The sequence below is a fragment of the Bradyrhizobium sp. USDA 4452 genome (genome assembly GCF_054063575.1).
In genome coordinates this window covers 6,352,058-6,374,789 of sequence record NZ_JBSSGK010000001.1, presented here as the reverse complement: position 1 = coordinate 6,374,789, position 22,732 = coordinate 6,352,058, and the positions used below count along the sequence as shown (strand labels likewise).

The following is a 22,732-nucleotide window of genomic DNA, read 5'->3' as shown; positions in this document are numbered from 1 at the left end:
GAATTGTTTATGACAGCCAAAGAAGTCAAATTCGGAGTAGACGCGCGCGACCGCATGCTGCGTGGTGTGGACATCCTCGCCAACGCGGTACAGGTCACGCTCGGTCCGAAGGGCCGCAACGTGGTGCTCGAGAAGTCGTTCGGCGCTCCCCGCATCACCAAGGACGGCGTCGCCGTCGCCAAGGAGGTCGAGCTGGAGGAGAAGTTCGAGAACATGGGCGCCCAGATGGTGCGCGAAGTCGCCTCCAAGGCTGCTGACGCGGCCGGCGACGGCACCACCACGGCGACCGTGCTTGCGGCCGCCATCGTCCGCGAGGGCGCCAAGTCGGTCGCCGCCGGCATGAACCCGATGGATCTGAAGCGTGGTATCGACCTCGCGGTCGAAGCCGTCGTGGCCGACCTCCAGAAGAACTCGAAGAAGGTCACCTCGAACGAGGAGATCGCCCAGGTCGGCACCATTTCGGCCAACGGCGATGCCGAGATCGGCAAGTTCCTCGCCGACGCCATGAAGAAGGTCGGCAACGAGGGCGTGATCACGGTCGAGGAAGCCAAGTCGCTCGAGACCGAACTCGACGTTGTCGAGGGCATGCAGTTCGACCGCGGCTACATCTCGCCCTACTTCGTCACCAACGCCGACAAGATGCGCGTTGAGATGGACGACGCCTACATCCTCATCAACGAGAAGAAGCTTTCCTCGCTGAACGAGCTGCTGCCGCTGCTCGAGGCCGTGGTGCAGACCGGCAAGCCGCTGGTGATCGTCGCTGAAGACGTCGAAGGCGAAGCCCTCGCCACCCTCGTCGTCAACCGCCTGCGTGGCGGCCTGAAGGTCGCGGCCGTCAAGGCTCCGGGCTTCGGCGATCGCCGCAAGGCCATGCTGCAGGACATCGCGATCCTGACCGGCGGTCAGGCCATCTCGGAAGACCTCGGCATCAAGCTCGAGAACGTCACGCTGCAGATGCTCGGTCGCGCCAAGAAGGTGATGATCGACAAGGAGAACACCACGATCGTCAACGGCGCCGGCAAGAAGGCCGACATCGACGCCCGCGTTGCCCAGATCAAGGCGCAGATCGAGGAAACCACCTCGGACTACGACCGTGAGAAGCTGCAGGAGCGTCTCGCCAAGCTCGCGGGCGGCGTCGCGGTGATCCGTGTCGGCGGCTCGACCGAGGTCGAGGTGAAGGAGCGCAAGGATCGCGTTGATGACGCGATGCATGCGACCCGTGCGGCTGTCGAGGAAGGTGTCCTGCCGGGCGGCGGCGTCGCCCTGCTCCGTGCCTCCGAGCAGCTCAAGGGCCTGCGCACCAAGAACGACGACCAGAAGACCGGCGTCGAGATCGTGCGCAAGGCGCTGTCCTGGCCGGCCCGCCAGATCGCGATCAACGCTGGCGAAGACGGCTCGATCGTGGTCGGCAAAGTCCTCGAGAACGACCAATATTCTTTCGGCTTCGACGCCCAGACGGGCGAGTACAGCAATCTCGTCACCAAGGGCATCATCGATCCGACCAAGGTCGTGCGCATCGCGGTCCAGAACGCGTCCTCGGTGGCGGCTCTGCTGATCACCACGGAAGCGATGGTCGCCGAGCTGCCGAAGAAGGCCGCGGTGGGTCCCGCAATCCCACCCGGCGCCGGCATGGGCGGTATGGATTTCTGACTGCGCCCCTCAAAGCGCCGACACATGCGGAGCCCTGGCAGGAATGCCAGGGTTTTTCAACTTCGGGCGAACCATCTAGACACCATTTGAGGGTGACATCGAGAGCCGCATCGGTCATCCATGTCAGTAACGGTTGGCCCGACCAAGCCGTCTGGTCTGACGTGTCCCCTCGGCCTCGGCAGGGTAAAAAACGAGCCCAGCTTGTGACGGGCCCCTGGCTTGCCGGCCATTCGGTCTGACGAAGCCGCCTCTGTTCATTCGAATCTTCGAAGATTCTTGTCTGAGCAGACGCATAGCTCGTACCAAGCTAGGCTTTTACCCTTCCGCCGACATTCCAATTCTGATGCGTAGTCCGAAGCGCCAGATACCGTTCCCGGCTTCGGTCCGACATTTCATCAGGCCGCTTTGAAACACACTTCAAGAGAACGGATCCCTCAATTCCGCGGTCCATCTTCCTGGTATCGACATATCGATCTTGGAGCGACGTAACAGCATTGTAATTGATGGTGTTGAATGTTTGATAGGCAGACCGCGGGACTCTAACGAAGCAACCACTTGCTTAAGAGGCTGCAAAGATACTCCACTGCTACGAGCCATTCGCTTTGATCAAAGATCAAGCGGTGCGGCGAATTGTCCGGGCTGTACAAGCAACGGCCAAAGTCCACAGAGCCGACCGAGCACTGAACGCGGCCGCAAGACCGCCAACCTGATACATCTGTTTCACGAAAGAAAGGTCCCCAGCGAGGACCTCTCGCTGAAGTCAGATTGATGTTACCGAACCGCTGCTCGCCGAAATCAGCGGCCGTCCTTTGGGCTGAAAAAATACGAAATGAAAATTACCTGCCCATCCCGGCATGATCTGAGCGAATCTGGGTTCCGAAAATAACAGATGTGAATCTTAGCTGAGAATTCTAGATCAATGGCTGAGGTATCATAGTTCCACCTGCCAATATTTCGCTCATCGGCGGCCCGGAGGACACAGCTCGGTCTCGCCGGCGCCGGGCCTGATTTCACAAGATGCGGGCAAGAGACCATGCAGCGGATGAGCAGCGTGGGCGAGCGCCAGACGACGAGCAATGGTCAGCGTCCGGTTGCTCCACTAATCAAAGATATGCCGGCAGCTTGAAAGGAGAGCTGCACGTAGAATATGGAAGGCTCGTTCTACGCCGACCTGACGGTAACGACTCGCGATCTCAAAGCAGGGCGGGACGAGCCCAAGCGCATCAAAGGATCGATTACATCTTTCCAGAAATGAAGCTGTTCTGTTGGCCTGCTGCATACCAAAGGGCGGCAACACTGCTGACTCTCGCTTGCGTCGAAATCGGCCTGCTCGAACGAAAACGCATTGAGGACAACGCTGGGCAAGCATTGCCGGTAACGGAAGAGCTCTCCTGCCGACCACCCGCCGACCTGGCGCACCGAGAGCCGCGACTCTCCATCAGAGCCGAGGTTCGCAAATGAAGCCTATGACCGCCTGCACCTAAGATGCGGATGAACTCTTCTTTTGTAGATCAAGCCACCTTGTCAGCTAGCGTTTTCAGCGCGTGGCTGAGAGGACGCGCAAGCTCCCCGAATACGCGGCCTGGCTGTAACACTTCGCCGATGGTAGCCGTGCGTCCGGATGTCTTCGCGGATTTGCTCGCTCACCGACCGCACGACGCGTTTCTTCCGCCAGTTCCTGTTGAAATGGAGCGGAATGGAATCGCCCCGAGGAACAACGAGAAGGTCGTTCCGTTCGTTCACGTAGATATCGTACATGGATCCTCGCTCCCGACGAACATAGGCCGATGCTCAAGCGTTTTGGTGACTTTGACGACACGGTCGCGAGAAACCCACATGAGCCGCTTTGCTCCTCGAGAGGGTCACAATTGAGCCGCCGCCTCCACGGCAACGCGGCGCCGAGCGTGAACTAGCCGAGTCGCAAGAATCCCGCACGCGGACATCGAAAGACGCCTCGGCGTCTTCCACAAGTTCGGTTTCCACGTCGGTCTTCAAATTACTCAGCATGCTGCGGCAATAACCTGCAACGTAGTGAGCGAGAGGAAGGCCTCGGGGTCTACGAGCAGCTTGCCGACCAACCTTTTGACGTCCTCTGGAGAACGGCCCCAGCACCTCTGGGGGCCAAGGGCCGGTACTGGGGCCGCCATCTTGCCTGACTCAGGGATAAGAGACGGGCAACTTGACAATAAAGAGCGGGCCAAACTGGGCAATTAGCATATGTGAATCTCGGCCACGTTTTCCAACGAGAAGCGATCGTAGCCGACCTTACACCCCCGCCTGAACTGGATGCGCGCCAATATTCTTTTCACCAAAGCGGCGGTTGACTCGCTTCTGAACGTTGGGCCCCCTCTGTCGCGAGGTCGGCGCAGCGTCTCGGTTCGAAATCGAACCGACATCGATCGGGCCGACTTCGTAAAGCTCTATGTGGGGAATCACCGGTGCCAGTCGGTGGGACGGTCCGGGTCGCCGTCTGGCAGGCCGTCAGTCTGATCAAGACTTTTCCGCTTCGCAAGAATTCTGCGGAGTGACCGGTGCCACGAGCCTGCTGCAGGTCGTTCGCCATCGGGGAAGCGGACAACGCCGGGCGCCACGTTCTAATGCGGAGTAAAGGGGTCCTCAGAACCGACGGTGCGCTCTGACCGGCAATTCCGCGGGCGTCCTGTTGCCTAGCGTCCCCCGCACAAATTCTGGGGCTCTGGCGAGCGAGCTATACCAATGTGTATTCCGGCGAGCCGCAGGGATAATTGGCATAAAGCGCAGGGGCAATCATTCTGGCTGCATGGCTATGTCCTCTCAAGTTTGCGCCCTTTTCGAGGAGGCGCCGGAACGCTCAGCCGGAGTTCGTGCTTCCAGCCTGTACTCCACTCTGATCGATGACCTCAGTCAGCTAAATTTCGCAGACGCGGATGACCGTCGAGCATTCCCTCCGACCCTACATAGTATGCTGGCAAGGCATGGACTGTTCGGGCTCACCATACCGGCAGATCGCGGCGGATTGGCTCTTTCCCTGCAAAAGGCCATCGAGCTCATCTCTGCCACTGCATCTTTCGATGTCTCCGCTGCCTCTACCCTCGTCATTCATAACTTTCTGGCCTTGCCCTGCATCGAAGCGGCACCGCATCTGCCCAACCAAGAGCAGGTCATACGGGGTGCAACACGCGGCGATCTTTGCGCTTTCGCTTTGACGGAGCCTGGAGCAGGTTCTGCCCCGAGGCACATAGAAGCTTCGGCATTCATGCATGAAGATAAGGTCCGCATCTGCGGCCGTAAGATTTGGATTGGCCTCGCTGACTGGGCCCGGTGGATCGTTTGTTTTGCGCGAGCGTCCGGTCATGATGCCAAAGGTCGCCTCGTTGGTATACTGGTTGATAGGCAGGCTCCCGGCCTTAAAGTCACGCACGAGCATCGCACCCTCGGTTTGCGTGGAATTATACAGAATACTCTCGAGTTCCAGGATGTCGAGGTGCCACGTGCTTACGTGCTTTCTCGCGACCAAGACGGTTGGGGCGCAGCGGCATCCAGTATGAACCGCGGCCGAATAGGTGTGGCTGCGATGGGCCTTGGCGCCCTTGAGCGCGCGATCCAGGTCGCGGCTTCATATGCAAATCATCGTCGCCTAGGTAAGCTGCGCATGATTGAGAACAGCTACATAGAGCAGCTGTTTGGGCAGATGGTACTTCGCCGCGAAGTCGTGAAGGCGATGCTTACGGCATCCTGCCGACTCGTCTCTGGGCGGGGATCTCCCAATAACCACCTTGCGTCGGCAACGAAGGTACTGTCGTCCGAATGGTGCGGCCTTGTCGCCGATCAATGCGTCCAACTGTTGGGTGGCCGAGGGTACGATGAGGGGACGCCCTTAGCTAAAATCTATCGTGACGCCCGTATTCTCCGCATCTTCGAAGGTCCGACGGAGACGCTTTTATCCCATCTTGGCCGTTGTCTTCTTTCCAGAGCCACACGCGACGAAATAGCCGATCTTTTTGTCTCTCTGGGTGCAGCGTCGGTCCATGCGGACGCCGTTGAGGAGCTCCGCGGCCTCGATGAGACAGATGGTGCCGTGCTAATCTATGCAGGTTGGCTCACCACATTGGGATTAGCACAAGCTGTCATGACTGCTGGCACTTTCACTGCCTCGAACTGTGCCACAGCGGCGGCCGATCTGGTCAGCACCGAACTCGCTGCTGTGCGTTCTCGCGCGCCGACGCGCCTAAGTGTCGAACGCCGCAGTCATGCCAGCCAGACGCTGGCCAGTTTTCTTCAAGACGCGGCATGCTCCATCCGCTCCCCTGTTCTCTCAGACGATTACCTTAAATTGGTACAATATGTCTAACGTCCAGCCACGAGCTGGAGCGAAGGCGAACTGCCACACAGGCATTGCGGATGCGCCGAGTCTCCTCCAGCATGACCTGACCTTGTCAGGGACAATAAGTCGCCGACCACGCAAAGCTGCCAGTTCATGATGGCGCATCGCGTCAGCCTTGAGATGCTCCATCCACCGCCCCGCCGGACGAAGGATCCACGATCGCACGGGGCGGGACTTTCCGTTGAAAGCGATCGGGTGGCTCCTGCAGCATTTTCGCTCTGGACCGTTGCTTGCTCGCGGCGTCCGCATTTGAGACACGTTGAACGGCATACGCTTGCTAAGGCTTGTATCCGCGGAACAATCCCTACTTCACTGAATCGGTGCTCAAAACCGACTTGCATTTTATCTTTCTGTCGATACCTACGACGAGGCAAGCGTCGCCCCCTGCTCCCCCTTCTGCATGTCTCGTAAGACGAACGCGAATAACCTTCACACCCGCTCGTTACTGAAATGAAGGAAATTACAGACGTCAGAGTATTTTGCCTCATTCAAGCGGAATCCAAATGCCGATATTCGGCTCGTCAGAACACACGGATCGAAAGCAAACGCCTCGAAGCCGTTCGAGCAATCTAATCGGACGTAGTCATCTGTCCGCACGACAGCCTGAACGTTTATTCCGCAAAGATCATAATATTCTAGCCGCGCAGCGGTCGCTGCCTCGCTCGTTGAAAAGAGCGACAAAGCGAGATCAAAGGGCGTCTGGCAGATTAGCGTGAGAAATTCGATTGGACGATCCATGGTGCCAAGAAAATTGAACGGCAACATGCAAAGCACTCTTCCGTCATATCGCCGCATGATCTCACCGACCAGACGCCTTCTTTTGAAGAATCTGTTGGCCTCGCAGCGGACAACAGCCGCGTTGTCATCCTTTAACCTTCGCGCACGAGGTGGATTGATATCGACACCGAGGTAATCACTGTCATCGTTCTTGATGCCGACAAGGCGGTAGCAACTGCAACCTACCTCAATAATCAACCGGTATGTGGTCGAACGCAGGAGTTCAAGATAGAAGGCTCTCTCACGTTCATGGAACTGACGCACCCGAGCGGTGAAGTAGCCCGGACGCATGAGCCGCATACCTTCGTCGCCCAGATAGATCGCTCGATTCGCTTGGCGAGATCGGAATGCAGAGGAGTTCATTGGCGCCTCATCTGATCCCGCTTGGCCGAAACATAAAGTCTGCGACATCGTTGTCCGATCGCCGTGGTTAATTCATCGCTCAGCATATTCGCGGCCAAAGCCACATCTGCAACGGTCTGCTCGGGGCAGATCAGGTCGACCGTTGTACCCGGCGCAGTCCAGCTCTCGGGCAAATCCGTCACATCGATACTGATGAGATCCATCGAAACGAAGCCGACGATTGGCGCGCGAGCACCACATATGAAGACATGACCTCGACTGCTGAGACTACGCGGAAACCCATCTGCATAACCGATAGAGGCGGTCGCGACACGCATCCGTCTCTTCACTGGGTATGACCTGTGGTATCCGATCGCTTCCCCGACCTTTACCCTGCGACTTTGAAGGATTCGCGTTCGCAGGCGGACGACTTGCGACGGCCTGAAGTCGGGATCACCGGATATTGAAAGGCCGAGAATTCCTCCACCCGACCGTATGAGGTCGAAATGAAATTCACATCCGGCAAATAGTCCCGCGGAGTTCGACAGCGAAAGGATCGCTTTGGGAAACAGATAGGTGAGTTTGCGGAACTGATACAATTGTTGCCGACTGATTTCGTTGCGCCACTCCGCGCAGGCGAGTTGGCTCATGAACAGCACGACCGGCAACTCCAACAGCCCCCTTTCATTCTCGGCGACTTTTTGCAGCTCATCGATGGGAAACCCCAGTCGAGACAAGCCCGTGTCGACATGGATACCTGCGGGCAACAGCCGGTTGCGAAGGCGGCAATGCCCAAGCCATGCATCCAGCTGTTCCCTGCTGTTCAGGATCGGCAGCAAGTCATGGTGCTCAATCGCCGCCTCCGAACCGGGCATAACCCCATGAAGCAGGTAGATTTTCGCAGCTAAAGGCAGCACCTTGCGCAAGGCCACGCCTTCTTCCACATCGGCCACGAAGAAATGCCCGCAGCCAAGCCGCGCAAGAAACGGCGCTATGCGGAGCGCGCCAAGGCCGTACGCGTCTGCCTTGAGAACTGCGCCGCAAGCGCTTTGGGGCGCCAGCATCCGAAACTTCCGGTAGTTAGATTCTATCGCGCCGAGATCAACGACCATGGTCGATCTCGATGTATTGGCATAACCGGCATCTGACGGATTATCAGAGAGATTGGAGTTGAGACCAATCACATCCGGCATATGCCGCCCCTCATGTCGCCGTACTGGCGCGCCGATCCGCAGCATATAGGGATCGTACCGCCTCTTCCGCACACGCCGGCCCAAAGCGAAACCCATTACCCGAACCACCGCCGATCACATGCAAACCTGCGATATCTTTCGCAGGACGGGAGAACGGGACACCATCCGCCGAATAGCAGTCGCAGAACACACGTGCTGATGCCACTGCTGGCACTTCGGCGGAAAACCACTTGGCCAGAATTGCGGTAGCACCCGCGAGATCATCCGAACTGAGCCGCAGTTCATCGGAGACCGGATTCACATCCCATTCCTGCGAGGTAAAGCTAAAAAGCCAGTATCCCTGCTCGATCATGGGAATGAGGAACGCGTAGTCATCGAATAGCCCGATCATTGGACAGTTCGGCGTGGGCCGTGCGGCCAAATGGAGCGCGACTACCTTCTTAACTCGCAATCCCGACTCGTCTGTTAGATGCCGGCGCAACGGTGACCTTGGGTAACCAGGGCCCGATTGCAAGAATGGCCCGCTTCGTCGAGAGCTCGCTGTTATCAGAGGTCTGGAGAAGAATATTGCGCGGCCCCTTCCGTATTCTTGTAATCGATGTACGCTCGCTTATCGAAACACCTTCAATCTTGAGCCTTTGAGTCAGATCCTGAATGATGGAATCGACTTGACAGTACGAACCACGATCCACCAGGACGGCCACATCGCCGGGGACGAAAAACTGTGGCAGCGATAATAACCTCTCGGCCAGAGCGAAGGATGTTGATGGGGTCGGGTGGCCCACGCTGCTCTGTCGCGCGAGTTCGCCGGGATTGTGCGTCAACCAAAACACATCACAGTCTCGTCCCTTGGGCCATTGTCCGTCGGGATAGATCCCGCGCCAGAATTTTGAACCACAATTGATGAGGCTCCTTTCCTTCTGGTTACGACAGATGTTGATCTGGATCCCAGGCGCAAACCCGCTGGTCCCAGATCCAACGATATCTCGTTCAACGATGACTATTCTTTTTTCCGGGCCATCGCTCGCCGCGATGAAGGCAGCACTGAGGCCCATAACGCCGGCCCCGATGACAGCGAGGTCGTAGATCTTGTCAGTCATTGAGTTTGTATCCAGGAGATGGAGAAGGCGCTCAGAACTTCGCTGCCACTATTCCGCAAGTGATGGGTCTGATTTGGCTGCAGAAACACCAGATCGCCGGCCTTCACGGCCAACTCACCATCGTCGGTCACTACCTGACCGCACCCGCTCGTGATCCGCCAGATCTCGGTAGAAGGATGGGAATGAGGCGTCGACACCGCGAGTGGATCGAGGCGGAATTCGATGAATTCAACCGGAACGGTGATATCCGGATCATCTATGCCTTTGACGTCCTGTACCAGTACGCCGGGGCTATAGACCGTTACGTCCCCTAAAGTCATCAGCTGAGCATTCTTCACGGTGTATCTCCAATCATGCAGCTGGACCGCGACATGCTGCGCATTGCCGATCCTCAGCGGGCGCTCTCACGCACCGCACCATGCCACTCGAGAGCTCCTGTTGCAGGCCCGCAATCGTAAGCTACCCGACCAATGATCGAATTGAGTACCGTCGAGGCGCGCCAAGGAACCAAACTCAGATTTGTGTCGGCGATGCCATGTTGAAATCGTGCGCCATTCTGGACGTATAAGCGGCAGCTTTCGGGACCATCAAACCGGGCCCGGAACTCCTTGCCGACCACGATCTCCCGAGAGCCACCAGGCGCACTCACAATCGAAAGCCGGTTTGCGACCGGCTCCAGAAAGGGAGGGATCTCGGTACGGTAGCCCGTGGCCAGCACGATAATGTCAGCGACATGTTCTGCGCGGACGCCGGTGGCCTGCTGACGCACTCCCAGGCGAAACGGAGATGTGGCACGCAGCTCCTCAGCCATGGTGTCGACGCGTATTTCGACCTGAGCGGGATACGAACCTCGACCAACCTCGCGATCGTAAAGTGCGTTGTAGATCGCGCGTAGTGTCGATGGGTTGACGCCATCGCTCGCCAAAACCTGCCGTGCAAGGGTTTGCGTTCTGGCGGCGTCGCTTTGCTCAAGGAACCATGCGCCAAACTGTGGAAAGAACCACTCATTGACGAAGGGGCTATCTTCGAGGGCAAATATGCTTGCGCGGCGCGTGACCCAGGTCAAGGCTCCCAGCGCGCCGCATGCACCGGTTAGCAAATGAAGAAATATTTCTGCTCCGCTTTGTCCACCACCGACCACAACAACACGCTTGTTGGGAAACTCGCGGCGTCGCAGGAGAAAGGTACTCGCGTGAAACACCTGATTCTCCGGTGCATTTCTGCTCCAGTCAGGAACAGAGGGCACCCGGCCTACGCCGACCACTGCCGTACGGGTCTGATAATCGCGGCGGTTGGTAGCGATACTGAACGCATCACCGCGTAGTTCGACTGCAATAACCTGTTCGCCGAATTGAACGTTCGCTAGCTTTTCTGCTGCCCATTTCAAATAATCTTCAAATTCGCTCCGGCCAACCGAAGCGATTCCTCGAACAATGGCTTGATAAAGCCGTCTTCTCTCGTGCAGGTAGGCGAGAAAGCTATATGCACTGGTCGGATCTGCTGGCGTTACCAGGTCCTTTAAGGGGCTGGTTTGCATAAGAGCCCCATCTAGAAGCAACCCCGGATGCCAACTCGGCGCCTCCGATCTTTCCAGGATGTGCAAGGAAATTTCCGGAATCGGGGCCGCGAGCGCTGCCAGACTCAGATTCGCCGGGCCCGCGCCGATTGCCGTTACCTGATGGCCGCCGCCCTGCTTCGACATCACACTGTCCGCGAGACGAGCCATTTAGCGCTCCCGGCTGGTTGAAAACACTTGAATTGCGAGAACGATGCCATTGCCACCGACAAGCATCATCATGCTGATCAGCAGATCATCGAAGCTGTGGACGCTCACGATCTGCCCGGCGATATATGGAAATCCGAATAGACCAACGAAGTAGGAAAGCGTGAAGACCTGAGAAGCAACCGCCAATGATGTCCCGTCTGTACCTGCAATGAAGACAACCATACCGTTCAGAGTCGAATAGCTAAGTCCGTATCCAAGGGCGAATATCGCTGTACCGAGGATGTAGATCTCCGCACTCCTTGCATTGATCAAAAGCAAGAATAGTCCCGCCATGGTGCACACGACGAGAAACGCACCGACCCACTCAAGCCGGACCTTTCCGATGACGGGCGCCGCCGCGAAGCGCAAGAAAACAGCTGTCAACGTGAAGACCATAAAGAATGTATCGGCGGATTGCCCCCGCGATGAAGCGTAAAGCGTCTGGAACGTGGACAGACCGGAAAACACGCATGCGCCGATGCCGATCATGACGATCGGATACCGCGTATTCGACTTGAAGGCCTCTCGCACGCCCTCAAACGTGAGTCGAACAGTCGCCATTTTGATCTGAGGAGCCTGCGCCAGTGCCCTGCCGGCTAACTCCAGCAGCATGGCGCCAACGAGACATCCAGCCGCGAACAGAGAGTACGCTGCGATATAGGATCCGAAAATCTCCACGACAGTGCGCGCCAGGGGAACAGCAAGTCCGATCCCCAGCATCTGGGATCCGGAAAGCAAGGTGAGATACTTGACACGAGCCGCAGGCCGCACGCGTTCCAGTATTTGAAGCGGCGCCAGCATATAGAAGATTGACCATCCAATGCCGAGCGAGAGCCCGCCGAGATAAGCGAGGAACATAAACGCCGGCGCCGCTGCAAAACAGATCATTGCAATTGCCATCACCGAGGCAGCAAGGGTGATCGTTCGCATCACCCCAAATAGATCGGCGATCCGGCCAGCTACAAGCGAACATAGTATTGTCGCGACCGTACCGGTCGAAATAACTGTTCCTGCTATGGATGCGTTCTGTGGAGCCGACCGCAGAGCATCCACGAGAAAGAAGCTCGACCCATACGACGCGGCCACGTTGATGCTACCAAGCATAAATGGAATCGAGACCTCGAGCGGCACTTCATCGGGCAAGTTCTCGGCGGCGATAATGTTCGCTGCAGCGCTCATTGTGCAACTTTTCCCGGAAGGCACCGATCAATGTCTGCGGCCGTCAAGCTGCGCCCATCGATTCTTGGCACGCTTCCGCTTCGTTCGGATGAGGGTCTCGCCGCGCGGGCTGCGAGGGGATGTCCTTCATGACCGAGCCAATGCCACAGAGCTTCTGTTATCCTGGGCATCAGCGGCCAACCCAGTATGCTGAAGCCCATCAGCCATGTGTAAGCGATCTGATGGTTCGGATTGGAATCAAGACAATCGAGCCATTCGGTTACCGATCTGGACGCGTGCGATACGCGCAGATGATCTAGCGAGAGAGCGGAGCACTGTTGGTCGTACAGCCGGTCCAGCGTGATCATCATTGCATCATCTACGTGACACGCGGCGAAGGCCGGCATCGCGTTGATGATGTCCGTACAACGGTTGATGACCCCAGCGCTCTTGTCGAGAATTGCATTATAGCGATCAATCAGTTGCTTTGGGATCAGATCGGTTTCGGCTTCTTCGGGGCAGATTTCCGACAGACATGCTCTGAGAATATCGATAGATATATCCGGCACTTGAGCTATTTCACCAGCCCAAATCACGTGGCCGCGGCTGGTGGAAAACTTCGATCCGTTCAACCGAAGGAAATGATTAAAGAAAATTCGGTCAAATTGACGAAATGACTCTTGGCCCAATGCGCACCCGGTGACTCCCACGAGCATCGGAATTGTATTGTCGATGCCGGTCGCGCCGATCAGGAAAGTATCGGAATTGCGCGCAAAGGCACTTGGCGTGCCGGATGTCTCCACATCTTTATGCCCGCAATAGAGGGAATGAGCATAGAGCAACGAGGAGTAGCTAAACAGGATCTGACGTGTGTTGAACTGCCCCGAATTCCAGGACAATCCATGCAGGCCAGGAACGGTCAGCCGCATTTGCGGCCCTTTGCGTGCGATATACCGCTTCCCTATCTCCACAAAGCCAGGTTCGATAGCCGCATCGTCCCACGCCCGGACGAGTTGGTCTTTTCGTGCAATTGAGAGAAAGGCAGAAATGTTATCTGTCCATTCTACAATCTGTCCCCGCCTCGACACCGGATTTCGTGCTTCATCTGGCTCGAAATGATGTCCACACTGTTCGCAGAAGAAGCTCCCTGCGGACGCCTCGCATACGGGGCAGGTTGCACCAAACCAGCCTCCAATGCAGAAACGCTCTTCCGTTGGCGTCAGAGCAGAACCAGCATCGTCGACGGGTAGCCGCGCTGCGCGAAACTCCAGCGATCCTGCTGCAGATAATGCATCCATGAGCACGTTGCTGACATTGGAAAACCGCTGAAGATTTTTACCGTGGGCTGGATCATCGAAATGGTCGAAAACGATCCCTAGTGAGGCGAGATCATGAGCAATCCCGACATGGAAGCCATGAGCCAAGTCCGACGGGTCGATGTTCTCGCGGGCTGCTCGGACTAGAACATGGTTCTCGAAACCGTCGGTCGTCAGACCGGAGCGAACATGATGGCCTGCCCTCTTCAGGTGCCTTTGTAGAACGTCTATTCTGAGAAATGGGCCGGCAGCGTGGCCAAGATGTGCCCTGCCATTAGCCGTCAAGTTGACGGGCGAGATATATACGTCGGCGGGCTTCGTATTCGCTACGCTTAGCGGTGTGATGATTGGGCTTCTTCTCATATCTGCACAAATGACATCCAGGAACCGATCCTGAAAACACCCGAATAGACATCCAGATAGTTCGGCACGACAACGGGAATACGCGCGCGGCTTGATAGGTTACGGCTCCCATCGGGTAGCGGATCCAGGGCGTTCAAAGCGCGTCACACACTGTTTGAATACCTCTAGACCCTCTCCTAGCTGGACACGTCACGTGTCGATTCACCTCAGCTCGCAACCTGGCCACCCTCTCCACCTCTGCTTAGTCAATCTCACGGGATCGCCCCTGGAGCGATCGAGATGACGCCGTGAAGAAGCAAGCGGCGCGCCAATTCAAAATCGCTGATTTTGCCCATGCCGAGGCCTGCATTTAGGTCGACTACCAACATTTTGTCGCGAACCTGACAGACGGCTCGGCAGGGCCGGCAGGAGTCCGCCACAGGCTCTTTCCCATTACTCCCTCACGAGCAACGGCGACCTGTGGGCTGGGCAACCGGCGTCGGCCTGGGCGACTGCGAGGTCACGATCTACGCCGGGCGACCATTCCGGCGATTGCAAGGTTTCAGATGATGCTGCCCAAGCGAACGACCGCGCAGCGATCAAATAGGCCCGCGCGAAAGGATGCATGCGCTCTCACTGAACGAGATCCGATAGCTTGCTGCGAAACACGGACCTTACCGACCAGCCGATTGCGCTTCGGAGCAGGTCGTTTCCGCGCGCCGCTGAGAACTGGCCGGCGAGCATGCCGACCTCCGCAGGTCGACAAAGCCATTGAAGCCAACACCAGGAGCTTAACCCTGCTTTGAACGGTTGAGACGGCTTCAATCTTGTGCCTCAAGGAGCCGAGTGGTCGCCCCAACTCAACCGAGACCATTCAACAGACACCGTTATTGTGCCCTCCCGCGCAGCACAATCCTGGCGTAGGGCGACTCAGCCCCTTAAGTTTGAGCCAGGCGCGCTCTGTCGTGCGTGAGCTGTCGGCCAAGCAAGCAAGGCAATCTCGCGAACGTACAGCACCTCATGCGCAACCATCGTGAATCTCGGCACCAAGCTACGATACCTTCGGGGCACTACCGGGACGTGGGCAGCAAATTCGATCTTCGATGGCTTCGGAGTTGGCACCTCAAACCAATGCGGCTTCCGATCTCGATCGTTGCCGTCATGCAAAACAACTCGGGCGAGGACGTCGGACCGGCCTCCGGAGCCCTGTTATGCCACTCACATCATTCTTTGCGTGACGACCGTGGATATTCGAAGCTTGTTCGGGGGATTCCTGTATCGGTCGCCGAGACTTTTGAACAACTCGCCCATCTGGTCTGACCGAACGGTAAATTCTCCATAATTAGGATCAAACAGGGTCGTCATTCCATTCGATGTCGAGGTCGCAATTGTATGCGCGTCACGCGGTTTAAAACGCAGGCTCATCAGATAGACCGATGGATCGTGGGTAACTTCATGCACTATCCGGGCAATTCCGGAGGACGTTCCAAACTCATATCGGGTCTGAGCGTTCGCAGGATCTAATCCCGCCTCCCGCAACATAGCGGTTTTTGCCTGAAGGTTGGTAGAATCCCCCGCCCTGTCACTTCGCAACAACGCCTTGAGATCTTCATACCGTCGCTGCCGCACTGCCGCCGAGACATGATTTTCAGCGCCCGGTACCAGCGCGCGCATTCGAGACGATGGACTTCTGGCGAGATTGAGGAGCCACTCAGCTGCCAAGCCCACGCAGATGCCATTGACATTGGCGCCAGATAATTCGGCAGTTCTGTATCGGAACAAAGGCTGGCTCGGCTCCGCCGGAGAGGCTGAACCTGAACCGGAAGACAGAGAAGAGGTGGTGAGGTCCGATGAGACAGGGGTGTGGACGTTCGCATCCGAGGTATGCGGCCTGCTGCAGCAGAGCCCCATTTTATCCGACAGCTCTTCGGGAGGCAGGGTCTCTTCCTGCGCGAGAGCCGTAAGCACCTGCTCGAAGTTGCTGTTATCCGTCGACTGACTCAGTTCATCCGCTTGATCGGCGCGCGTGGCTTGGTCAATTACCGGATTGAACATGGCAGTCCCGTGCCTCTAGCGTATGCTTGCCTGGACCGAGTGGGGCTGGGCGAGCTCTACCTGCGAATGGTATTGCGGCAAGCTGACGACGAGCTGACGAGCAAGAATAGGTTGGAGAAGCCGCCGAATGGCGTCTCTTGGATGGCCACCTTTCCGCTTACCTAATCCCGGCCGAAATGCCGGCGCCCTGGTCGACGACTTCAAGGATACGGAGTGGCCGGGCACAGTCGTCGGTGGATGCAATTTTATCCCGAGCTCGGGTTTGGCGCGGCTCTCCACGCAGATTTGACGCGGCGATGGCCCGATTCTGACGATGTCGTTCCCTCAATTCGCCAGCACAGGACTCGCCGGGCCGGTGCGTTATCATCACCTCCTGTTTCGCTCGGCTGGCAAGCCCGCGAGGTTAGGCAAACAGAACCGCCGACACTTTCCGTTGCGGTGTGGGGCTGACAACAGCGCCGAACCACTGCTTTTCATCTGCCACGCGGACAATCCTTAGCCTACCTCATAATGCGGTCGCACTCATGCGAGCAAACCACATTGCCGCCTCCGATGGGCCGAGCCCAACGACGCCTACAAAGCCCGATGGCGGCATTGGGATGTCCCGATGAGTTGGCCTCCACAGATGCAGGCAATACCGACTGTTATTTACATATTGCGAGTGTGGGGGATGCAGCTGCATCACGCATTCCTCTTCATCCCAGAACAGGTCTTTGACGAAGCACATCTCTTCCCAATTCGGACAACGTCGCGGCGTTGAGACAGCAACATGCTCCCAGCCAGGACGAATTAATCCGCTGATCCTCAGTTCACAGCCGCAAGGTCCCTGTACAACGAACATGCCGCAAGGACCTGATCCTGGAAGGCTGGCAAGCTGGCCATATTGTACGCGACCGGCCTCCAGCTTCTCTATTACTTGCGTCCGCACGTTTCCTCCTTTGCCTCGTGGACCGCCTTGAAGTCGATGTAGATGACGTTGTTGTTTTGCAACTCACAACTTGGCGCATGTTCCGTCCTCTTTGGGACGGCGCTCCAATACCATTCTTCAGCGAACCACCTGCTGAGAAAGCCGCAGATGTCCATCACTTGTTCTCCTGTCTTTTTGGACGCTGACGCCCTGCCCAGGGCGCTTGCCAGTCCTTGCGGGGCCTTTATTGCCCGAATGCAAACCGTGCAAGATCCACTCGATATGACCCGGCGCATAGGTTGAGAATTGCCACTCTGGGAGGCTCGGCGGTTATGGGAGCCGACATCTCGATCACCGCACAAGGCCCATGCGGAGCGCCTTGCTCATCGACTGCAGCGTACACCGCCGAACAACGTGCGCATCAGCATACGATGTATGCCTTGAGCTTTAGCAGTTAACGCACAATGTTTCGTTGCGTGCGCCGCGTCGAGGTCACGCGGAGATGCGCTTGATCCTACAGAGGCGTCGAGGGCCACCACCTCATCGTCGCCGGATCGACCACAATGCTTGGTATGCACTCCGACATGGCCTGACATCTACATTCCATTATCGCTCGCAATACCACAGCATATTTCGCCTATCCTCGTTCAATGCTTCGCAAGGGCGATATTGCTGCCTTACCACCTGTCCTACGATCATTCGCCGCTTTCTGCTCGCCGGCTCTGAAACAGTGCCAATGCGTCATCTATGTGACCGTAATTGATTCGTGCGGTAGCAAAATCGAAATGCGCTCGCGTTACGCCGTGACGGTTAAGCATACATTGTCCCCATACCGATAACATCCATGGGTTGATGCGATCTCGTAAGCTAGTGGTCAGAGAAGCTGATTAGTCTATCTATCTTGAGGCACTGCAATCGCGCTGCCGCCGGCTGCCCCTTTGCCGCGTCCCTACAACGCAACTCACACCCTCTATTTGTCGAATGTCGCTAGCGAGCTCTTGCCTTCTTTCAATGCCGATGTCGCCTTCCGGACACCAAGGTGGCAACTCCGACCAAAGGCAGCGAGCTCGCGTGGCTTACTTCGCGTCAAGGCTGCGCCGGCACCTGTCCGCTCGTGGCACGCTGATTGCTGCAGTTGAGTCCAGGCTGAGTCCACGCGCCACTTATCTGGCTATTTGTTTAGTTCTGAGCGATGCGCTGCCCAGCGCCCCTCAGCTTTGGTAGCACCTCCTCTAACCGCCCATTGCATGAGAACGCCATCACCTGGATGCAGGTGGCGCTGCAGACAAGACTCTGACAACCCGAACCATGAAGGAAGACTGCGAACTTATGAACGATACGATGCATCCGGAAACCAACCGTTCCCCGCGGACCAGTGCGGCACGTGGTCAATGACTCACTGGCGCGCACCGAAGGACCCCACTGTCAGGCATTATGGTGCCGATTGCCGTTGTTCGCAGGCGCAACGGCGATGGAATCTATGGCCGCTGGCCGCACTCCTCTTGGGTGCGCTGCTCTGGGCCAGCATTTACTGGATCGTCGCGGCGGTCTTATGAGCCAAAGAAGCTAGCAGAACCGAAAAATCGCAAGGGAAGCTGCGTCGGGTGGCACGCCCACGCACTTCCCGACCTCGGCGGTTCGATTGCCGGGCAGGAATATGCCCGCCGTCAGCGGAAAGCGGGCGCTTCTTTCACGAACCAGCCTTGTCTTTCACGAGCCAGCCTTGCGCCCCGGCTTGGCTAGCGGGATATGAATTCGCAACTGAGGCAAGAAGACGCACCCGGCATACCGTGCCGAACCAGCTTCGAGGCCACTCAATGTGCCTGGAAGCCAAACGGCCCATCGTGGACCAAAGCGCCACCTTCAGCGCTACTTACTTGGATGCGACGATTGCCGAGTGACATTTGCTCCGCGATTGGCGCTGCGGCCGTCCAGCTGAGGTGCGGCTTCTCGAAGCCCAGCAAAGCCCTACAGCTCTCGCTCTGGCCATGTTTCGTCCTCCCTTCTACGCGTCTGCCACTCTTGGGCACGCCGAGCCAGCTTATCGTACTCGATCGCAACGTTAAGAAGCCTGTCTCTGGGTTTACCGTAAGCGAGTCCTTCCGCCTTTTTTCGCGTTGCTTCCGCACGGCTTCGCCAGTGGTCGGGCTGATAGAGTTTACTTTTCGGATTCATGCCGTGAGCATGCAATTGAGACATCAAAGAAATGCGACACCGGCGCTCCGTATAATCACGTAAGAGCCGGCGGCCATCAAAGCGCCGTTCGCCACCGCAGAGGATACTCGGTTGACTTGATCCAAGAAGAGGGTTGAATCATACGCAGCGTCAGATTGTACGATCCTGGACAGGCCGGGAGCGCCTCCGGCAATGCAGACGCTTGCTGCAGGCAATGAGAAGAGCGAATGTGTCGAAGATCTAAACTCACCTGGCGAGAGTCGCACGGGATCACACGCTTTTGCAGACACGTGCCTGTTCACACGTTATCCGAGGCTAACTCGGCTAGCGGCGGAAGCAATCGGGCCCTTCGATATTTCTACAGAAGGCATCATCCCGATCGCCGTCTCCACATTAATGTGGAGCGCAGGCCGACTACACTAAGCATGACCTGCTGGTGCCCCAGCAGGGTTCGTTACGCAGGATCAATTGCGTCATCAGCTGGCGCACCTGGCGTTTGGCTCATCTCTCTGCCTCGATAAGTCCGGCACCAGTCCGCAGGTCTTGTTCGATCCCGTATCGCGCCCGCGTGACGGCAACTATCGGCCATGAGGTGGGGCTGCGCTCAAACACCGAAAGACGTACCACGCCGAATACCTCAGGACATCGAGGCATATCAGAGAAAGGCGAAACGGCACTCTGGGCATTGCACCTGGCGCTACACGTCTATTGGCCGACGGACAGACGATTTTGCGCTTCGCTCAAGACATCGCAGACCTACCACTCTTAAGGAATGGCATGACTCAATACCAACTGACCGGTTTGGCTTCGCTCCTAAAATCCTGCCGCGCCGTCGCTATAGCTGCCGCAGTGACTGCTGTAATCCCGCGGCAGGTAAACGCGCGAGATCAAGCCCCGACTCCCGAGGAGAGACAGGCGTGTATGGAGGACGTGTTCCGCCTTTGCAGCAATCACATACCGAGCTACGTCGCTATCCTTGCTTGCCTCAGATCCAAGCACAGCAGCCTCAGCCAGCAATGCCGTTACGTGATCTCCTCACGAGATATGGGCAAGAACGGCGGCACCTCGAAGTAGAGGATCAGGTGGCCTGTTCGCCCGCCTCACGTTCCGAGATAGCCGCCCTCGCACACAGGACGGTCACGAAACGTCGGCAGGAGGCAAGGAGCCTAGCCACTCACGACGGTTTGGTCCCTTGGTGCTTATCTAGATAGGCAAATGCAACAATTATCCTTCGATACAGTACTGATCGCCAACAGGGGCGAGATAGCCGCCCGCATCGTCAAAACATTACGTAGGCTTGGACTCCGTTCCGCAATTGCCTACCACGAACTAGATACGAGAACACCCGCCGTCTCCATAGCCGACCTGGCCATTCAGGACGGCGGCAGAACGCCGATCACAAGTTATCTCGATCTTGGGCAGATCATCGCGGCTGCCGACCAGGCGCGCGCCGGTGCGCTGCTCCCGACTATGGGCTACTTTCCGAAATGCGGAGTTCGCCAGAGCCGTGACAATCGCCGGCGTTGCGTTCGCCATCCTTTGCTGGCGCAGCGACGGCACTGCTTTCATCGGCCAGCGATCTCTTGAAGCATCCGCGACATTGAGAGCTTGACCCTCACGTTGCGTCAGGTTGTAGCCTTGACAGAATGGCGGTGCGCAACCACCCGATCACTCAAACCTCGACGTTCGGGCGTGCGTCGATGGGCAAGACGGCTTCATCAAGACAGGCAGTGCCATGTCTCTTCAACAAACGCCTCCGTCGAATCGAAACGCTTCGGATGCCGACGATGAACGTGTCAAGTCGATGGAAGCGCTGAAATCAATTATCGGTAAAGTTGCTACCGGCGCCACCCTGACCCGTGCGGAAGCTGCGTCAGCATTCGACGGCCTATTGTCGGGTCATGCGACTCCGTCGCAGATCGGCGGCTTGTTGATGGGTTTGCGAGTCAGGGGCGAAACGATCGAAGAGGTCACCGGTGCCGTCTCCGCGGTACGCGAGAGAATGCCGCGGATCGAGATCGCATGCGATCCCATCAATATGGTTAGTACGAGCGATACCGCTGCGTATTCGGCCGCCGTCATGACCTGCGCCTCATTTATCGTCGCCGGAGCCGACGTTCCTGTCGCCAGGCATGCCCACAGCGATACATCTTCAAGTCCTAGCACGGCAGGCCTATTGGCGCATCTCGGTGTCAACGTTGACCTCAAGCCTGAGGCCGTTGCGCGCTGTGTCAACGAAGCCGGAATCGGCTTCTCATTTGCGTCGGCCCAATATCCAGCGATGCAGCGCGTCGGCCAGATCCGGACCGCACTTGGGACCCATACCATCCTTAACCTCATCGGGCCCCTGTCCAATCCAACCAGGGCCAAGCGGCAGATCGTTGGGATATTTGCTCGCGAATGGGTCCAGCCTCTGGCTTACGTGTTGAAAAACCTCGACGTCGAATCGGCATGGGTGGTTCATGGCTCTGACGGGGTCGGCGAAGTTACCCTCGCCGGACCGACCTTTGTTGCTGCGCTTGCGGCCGGCACAGTGCGGACCTTTGAAGTAACGCCGGAACAAGCCGGGCTTGCCCGCTGCGACAGGGAGACGCTGGAGAGCGGCGAAGCGAAGGTCAATTCCGTCGCCCTGCAAGACGTACTCAATGGCATTCCAGGTCCACTTCGCGACGCAGCACTTTTAAATGCGGCGGCGACACTGATCGTGGCCGGTCGCGTCCAGACGCTGCAGGAGGGCGTCGCCCTTGCACAACATGCGCTTGACGGTGGCGGCGCAGCCGTTCGACTGAAACGCCTGATTGCGGTCTCCAACGGCTCGGGGTTCGAAGGAGATTCCGGCGGAGGCCGATCGTGACAAGCGCTAAGCAATTTCAGCTGCGAATGGGTGTCGATTCCTTGGAGCTCTCGATGAGCATGCGCCGCCTGCCGCGCGCCGATCAAGGCAATCCGCATTAAGCACGCGGACCCGCGGCGTGCGCTGCGTTCCAAAGGAGATAATCAGGTAATGTCATCACAGAAGCTGGAAGCACTCGGATCCATCGCAATGATAGAACACATCATTCGAAAGTTTCGTGAATTGATCGATACGGATGGCTCGATCCCGCCCGAGCTGCGCGGTTCGCTGCACGCGACGCTCGATGTGCATCTTCTAGATGCAAAAAAGCGTGTTCTCTTGCGAGTGCATTGAGCGCGCTAACCAGGGCGGCACTCCGGTCGAAAGCTGATTATGAAGCACCAGTTCCCCTGGGTCGGGACACTGCCGTCTATCCAGCCGGCAGACCCGTCCGGCAATGCGAACTCTGGCAAGCGGTGCCGCCATCGTGACGCCCGGAGCGGCCGGCGGACGACGCCGACTGATGGCGAATTCCATGCCTCCATCTGCATCCCACTCGACGTGCTTGCTTGTCGGCATTCGCTCCTCTGAGTTGCATGACGCGATACTTGGTAGGTGCAGTTCTGCAATCAATCTTATCCGCAGCGACGAGGAGGACTTAGTCTGCGTTTTTGCGGCCAGGAGGAAGCGACACGTGTTCATCGCTTCGGCACTGCTTCCTGGACTCAAGGCATATTGATGTGCCGTTATTATACC

At 57.5% G+C, this 22,732-nt stretch carries 15 protein-coding genes; 5 read left to right on the top strand and 10 right to left on the bottom strand.

Translation table 11 applies throughout. From position 1 onward, the window contains the following. Positions 1-9 precede the first annotated feature (9 nt). Both groL and ACVISU_RS29900 read left to right on the top strand, forming a co-directional pair. A complete protein-coding gene (groL, locus tag ACVISU_RS29905; protein ID WP_456709324.1) occupies positions 10-1,650 on the top strand; it encodes a chaperonin GroEL in 1,641 nt (546 codons plus the stop codon). 2,779 nt (positions 1,651-4,429) lie between these two features. Beyond that, positions 4,430-5,980 carry an acyl-CoA dehydrogenase family protein gene (locus ACVISU_RS29900; RefSeq protein WP_456709323.1) on the top strand — a complete coding sequence of 517 codons (1,551 nt, stop codon included), beginning with the start codon at positions 4,430-4,432 and terminating at the stop codon, positions 5,978-5,980. Between the two features lie 462 nt (positions 5,981-6,442). Here the strand turns inward: ACVISU_RS29900 and ACVISU_RS29895 are convergent, their stop codons facing one another. From ACVISU_RS29895 to ACVISU_RS29850, 10 genes are all read right to left on the bottom strand, one after another. Next, positions 6,443-7,153, bottom strand: coding sequence for a hypothetical protein (locus tag ACVISU_RS29895; protein ID WP_456709322.1), 711 nt, complete (start codon positions 7,151-7,153; stop codon positions 6,443-6,445). After that, complete coding sequence (gene alr / locus ACVISU_RS29890) at positions 7,150-8,325, bottom strand: alanine racemase (protein WP_456709321.1); 1,176 nt, start codon at positions 8,323-8,325, stop codon at positions 7,150-7,152. The genes ACVISU_RS29895 and alr overlap by 4 nt, the downstream gene beginning before the upstream one ends. A 10-nt stretch (positions 8,326-8,335) precedes the next feature. After that, complete coding sequence (locus ACVISU_RS29885; protein ID WP_456709320.1) at positions 8,336-8,716, bottom strand: hypothetical protein; 381 nt, start codon at positions 8,714-8,716, stop codon at positions 8,336-8,338. Between the two features lie 49 nt (positions 8,717-8,765). After that, the gene (locus ACVISU_RS29880) at positions 8,766-9,425 is read right to left on the bottom strand and encodes an FAD-dependent oxidoreductase (protein ID WP_456709319.1); all 660 of its coding nucleotides are present in this window, start codon (positions 9,423-9,425) and stop codon (positions 8,766-8,768) included. Next, on the bottom strand, positions 9,422-9,763 hold the full coding sequence (locus tag ACVISU_RS29875) for a cupin domain-containing protein (protein ID WP_456709318.1): 342 nt from the start codon (positions 9,761-9,763) through the stop codon (positions 9,422-9,424). Before ACVISU_RS29875 ends, ACVISU_RS29880 begins: the two co-directional genes overlap by 4 nt. A 53-nt stretch (positions 9,764-9,816) precedes the next feature. Continuing rightward, positions 9,817-11,151 carry a lysine N(6)-hydroxylase/L-ornithine N(5)-oxygenase family protein gene (locus tag ACVISU_RS29870; RefSeq protein ID WP_456709317.1) on the bottom strand — a complete coding sequence of 445 codons (1,335 nt, stop codon included), beginning with the start codon at positions 11,149-11,151 and terminating at the stop codon, positions 9,817-9,819. Beyond that, positions 11,152-12,369 (bottom strand): MFS transporter, encoded by a 1,218-nt coding sequence (locus ACVISU_RS29865; RefSeq protein WP_456709316.1) that lies wholly within the window; start codon positions 12,367-12,369, stop codon positions 11,152-11,154. Further along, positions 12,366-14,027, bottom strand: coding sequence for a class I tRNA ligase family protein (locus ACVISU_RS29860; protein ID WP_456709315.1), 1,662 nt, complete (start codon positions 14,025-14,027; stop codon positions 12,366-12,368). The genes ACVISU_RS29865 and ACVISU_RS29860 overlap by 4 nt, the downstream gene beginning before the upstream one ends. Positions 14,028-15,224: 1,197 nt before the next feature. Then, positions 15,225-16,061 carry a YopT-type cysteine protease domain-containing protein gene (locus tag ACVISU_RS29855; protein WP_456709314.1) on the bottom strand — a complete coding sequence of 279 codons (837 nt, stop codon included), beginning with the start codon at positions 16,059-16,061 and terminating at the stop codon, positions 15,225-15,227. A gap of 505 nt (positions 16,062-16,566) precedes the next feature. Beyond that, a complete protein-coding gene (locus ACVISU_RS29850; RefSeq protein WP_430640556.1) occupies positions 16,567-16,902 on the bottom strand; it encodes a DUF7694 domain-containing protein in 336 nt (111 codons plus the stop codon). Between the two features lie 3,456 nt (positions 16,903-20,358). On the opposite strand from ACVISU_RS29850, the gene ACVISU_RS29845 reads away from it, so the two are divergent. From ACVISU_RS29845 to ACVISU_RS29835, 3 genes are all read left to right on the top strand, one after another. Then, positions 20,359-20,730, top strand: a complete 372-nt coding sequence (locus tag ACVISU_RS29845) for a biotin carboxylase N-terminal domain-containing protein (RefSeq protein WP_456709313.1) — start codon at positions 20,359-20,361, stop codon at positions 20,728-20,730. Positions 20,731-20,947: 217 nt separating this feature from the next. After that, the gene (gene trpD, locus ACVISU_RS29840) at positions 20,948-21,997 is read left to right on the top strand and encodes an anthranilate phosphoribosyltransferase (RefSeq protein WP_456710934.1); all 1,050 of its coding nucleotides are present in this window, start codon (positions 20,948-20,950) and stop codon (positions 21,995-21,997) included. Between the two features lie 150 nt (positions 21,998-22,147). Then, positions 22,148-22,330 (top strand): hypothetical protein, encoded by a 183-nt coding sequence (locus tag ACVISU_RS29835; RefSeq protein ID WP_253624336.1) that lies wholly within the window; start codon positions 22,148-22,150, stop codon positions 22,328-22,330. The last annotated feature ends 402 nt before the right edge of the window (positions 22,331-22,732 follow it).